Source organism: Demequina mangrovi, from assembly GCF_000759715.1.
GTDB lineage: Bacteria > Actinomycetota > Actinomycetes > Actinomycetales > Demequinaceae > Demequina > Demequina mangrovi.
In genome coordinates, this window is the sequence record NZ_BBLU01000027.1 from 1 (window position 1) to 2,822 (window position 2,822).

4 protein-coding genes are annotated in these 2,822 nt (G+C 75.4%); all 4 read left to right on the forward strand.

The window, feature by feature from the left end:
* Positions 1 to 184: 184 nt before the first annotated feature.
* Positions 185 to 757, forward strand: a complete 573-nt coding sequence (locus TR42_RS13870; protein ID WP_052406170.1) for an RNA polymerase sigma factor — start codon at positions 185 to 187, stop codon at positions 755 to 757.
* Positions 758 to 788: 31 nt separating this feature from the next.
* Complete coding sequence (locus tag TR42_RS13875; RefSeq protein WP_042216954.1) at positions 789 to 1,814, forward strand: hypothetical protein; 1,026 nt, start codon at positions 789 to 791, stop codon at positions 1,812 to 1,814.
* 174 nt (positions 1,815 to 1,988) lie between these two features.
* A complete protein-coding gene (locus TR42_RS13880; RefSeq protein ID WP_052406172.1) occupies positions 1,989 to 2,552 on the forward strand; it encodes an RNA polymerase sigma factor in 564 nt (187 codons plus the stop codon).
* 30 nt (positions 2,553 to 2,582) lie between these two features.
* Positions 2,583 to 2,822: hypothetical protein (locus TR42_RS13885; protein WP_042216957.1), on the forward strand; the 240-nt coding region annotated here is incomplete at its 3' end.

Below are 2,822 nucleotides of genomic sequence, written 5' to 3' on the forward strand. Positions count from 1 at the left end.
GTCGGGGCTACCACGGAAACCCCCTCGTCCATCCGGGCGAGGGGGTTTCGCTTTGTCCCCGGGGCGATGCCGGCGGCGGCTGTACGACGTTGGAAATGTCGGGTCTGCCCAAGTCCGGGGTGCCCGTGTTAGCGTCGGGAACCATGCCGTGTCCTCTCGAAAACGAGGGCGCGGGAGCCCGCGCATGACGCTCGGCCCCGCGTTCGACTCAGTGCTGACGGCCGCCCGCTCCGGCGAGGAGTGGGCGTGGACCGCGCTGTACCTCGACCTCGCCGGACCCGTGCGCGGATACCTCGCAGGCCGGGGCTCGCCGGAACCCGAGGACGAGGCCTCGGAGACCTTCCTCCACGTCGCCCGCGGCATCGGCCGGTTCACCGGGACCGAGCGCGACTTCCGCGCGTGGGTCTTCTCCATCGCGCATCGGCGCATGGTCGACGCGCACCGCCGCGCGCGCGTGCGGCCCGTGGCCGCCGCCGGCAGCTCCGACGAGGTCTCGGCCTCGGAGCTGGCGCCCTCCGCCGAGCAGCAGGTGCTGCTGCGCTACGGGCTCGAGGGTGCGCGCGAGCTGCTCGCGGGTCTCTCGGAGGATCAGCGCCAGATCCTGCTGCTGCGCGTCGTGGGCGAGCTCTCGGTGCGCGAGACGGCGGCGGTGATCGGGAAGTCGGAGTCGGCGGTGAAGGTGGCGCAGCACCGCGCCATCCAGGCGCTGCGCCGGGCCGCGCAGCGCCAGCACTCCCGGCCGGGCGGGCCGGTGTAACCGTTCCCGTCCCGCAGCCGATTGCAGGGGCGTGACGAGCTGCTCAGACGAGGACCGGGATGTCGACCGGCTGCTGCGGGGCGAGACGCCCGCGGCGCTCGCCGACGCCGCCCCGGCGATCGCGAGGCTCAGGGCGCTCGTGAGCGACCCGATCCCGGCCGACGCGACCCGCGCCGGAGCAGCTCTCGCAGCCGTCGCCGCGGGCTCGCGCACCCCCCTCAGCCGCGAGCCCGCGGCGGCATCGTCCCGATGGCGCTCGCGGATGGCGTCGGCGAGCGCGCTTGCGTTGCTCGTCGGGGGAGTCGCCGCAGGCGCGGCGGCCGCCGACCCCGCGGCCCCCGGCGACCCGCTGTACGAGCTCGACCTCGCGTTCGAGCGCATCGGCCTGCGCGCGGGCGGACCGACCGAGCGGGTCCAGGAGGCGCTGAGGCTCGAGCGCAGGGGCGAGTGCGCGGCGGCGATCACGCATGTCGCGACCGTCGCGGAGGTCGACACCGAGGCGAGCGAGGCGCTGCTCGCCGCGGCGCAGGACCTTCGGGACGATGCCGCCGAGGCCTCGGACGAGGTGCATGACGACGTCGCCGAGCTGCTCGACTGGCTCGCGTCGACCGACTTCTCCGCGCCCGAGTTCGATGCGGAGGTCGCCGCCAGGGCCCGCGTCATCCACGATGCGACGGCGGACGCTGCCCCGTCGGGCGGGGCCGGGGAGGCCTCGGGCGACGAGGACGTCAAGGGCTCCGAGCCGGACCCCGTGCGGGCGCCTGCGGAGGACGGCGGCACGGCCGGCATCGACGATGACGCCGCAGCGGGCGACGGAGGTCGCACCGGCTCGTGGGGGCGCGACTCCGAGGGCTGGACCGAGGACGATGCCCGGGACGGCGACGCGCGCTGGCGCGACGACGGCGACGGGTGGCGCGACGACGGGTGGTCGTCGCAGCAGGACGAGGATCCGACCGCCGGGGACTCCGGCGGATGGGATCGAGGAGGTGTCGGCGCATCCCCCATGCCCGACTACCAGAGCGGCTCCGATCAGGCGTTTTCCCCAAATCGGCCGTAGGAGTGCACCGCTCCGGCGCCCCGGGACCCGGCAGGATCCCGGGGCGCTGTCGCGTCCGTTCGGGCCGAGTCGGGAGGGGATGTCGCATTTGCGTCGCGACGCATGGCGCGTGTTAGCGTCTCCGCCCATGTCCCCCCAGAAGGCGTGTGCCGACCTGTCCTACGGATGCCGCGCATGACGCTCGGACCCGCCTTCGAGTCGACGCTCGCGGCGGCCCGCCTCGGCGAGGAGTGGGCCTGGACCGCGCTCTACCGGGAGCTCGCCGGCCCCGTCCGGGGCTACCTCGCGGCGCGCCGGTCGCCGTCGCCCGAGGACGAGGCCGCCGACACCTTCCTCGACGTCGCCCGGGGGATCGACCGCTTCGAGGGCGACGAGTCCGACCTGCGCTCCTGGGTGTTCGCGATCGCGCATCGGCGCATGGTCGACGCGGTCCGCCGCTCCGGCAGGCGTCCCGAGACCCCCGTGGCCGACGAGGGCCTCGCGCAGGCGCTGCGCGACGTGATCCCGAGCGCCGAGCATCAGGCGTTGCTCCACTCCCGCAGCGAAGGCGTCGAGCAGCTCCTCGCCACGCTCTCCGAGCGTCAGCGCGACGTGCTGCTGCTGCGCGTGGTCGCCGGCCTGTCCGGCCGCGAGACCGCCGCCGCGCTCGAGATGTCGGAGCCGGCGGTGCGGGTCACCCAGCACCGCGCCCTCGCGGCGCTGCGCAAGGCGGCCGATCGCGCCGACGCCGCGGTGTAACGTCGCGCGCCTCCTCGGCGATACGGGGGTATGACTCACGACGAGCACGCCGACCAGACCGCCCGCGACCTCGATCGTCTCCTCGCCGGCAAGGAGCCCGCGAGCCTCAGCGACGTCGCCGGAACCCTCGAGGGGCTCCGCGCGCTGAACATGGCGCCGACCGCGGAGGACGCAGACCGCGCCGGCTCCGCGCTCGCGAGCATCGCCGCCGCGCAGGCGGCCCCCGCCGCTGCGCCCGCCCGACCCGCGCGTCGGCGCGCTCACCGGATC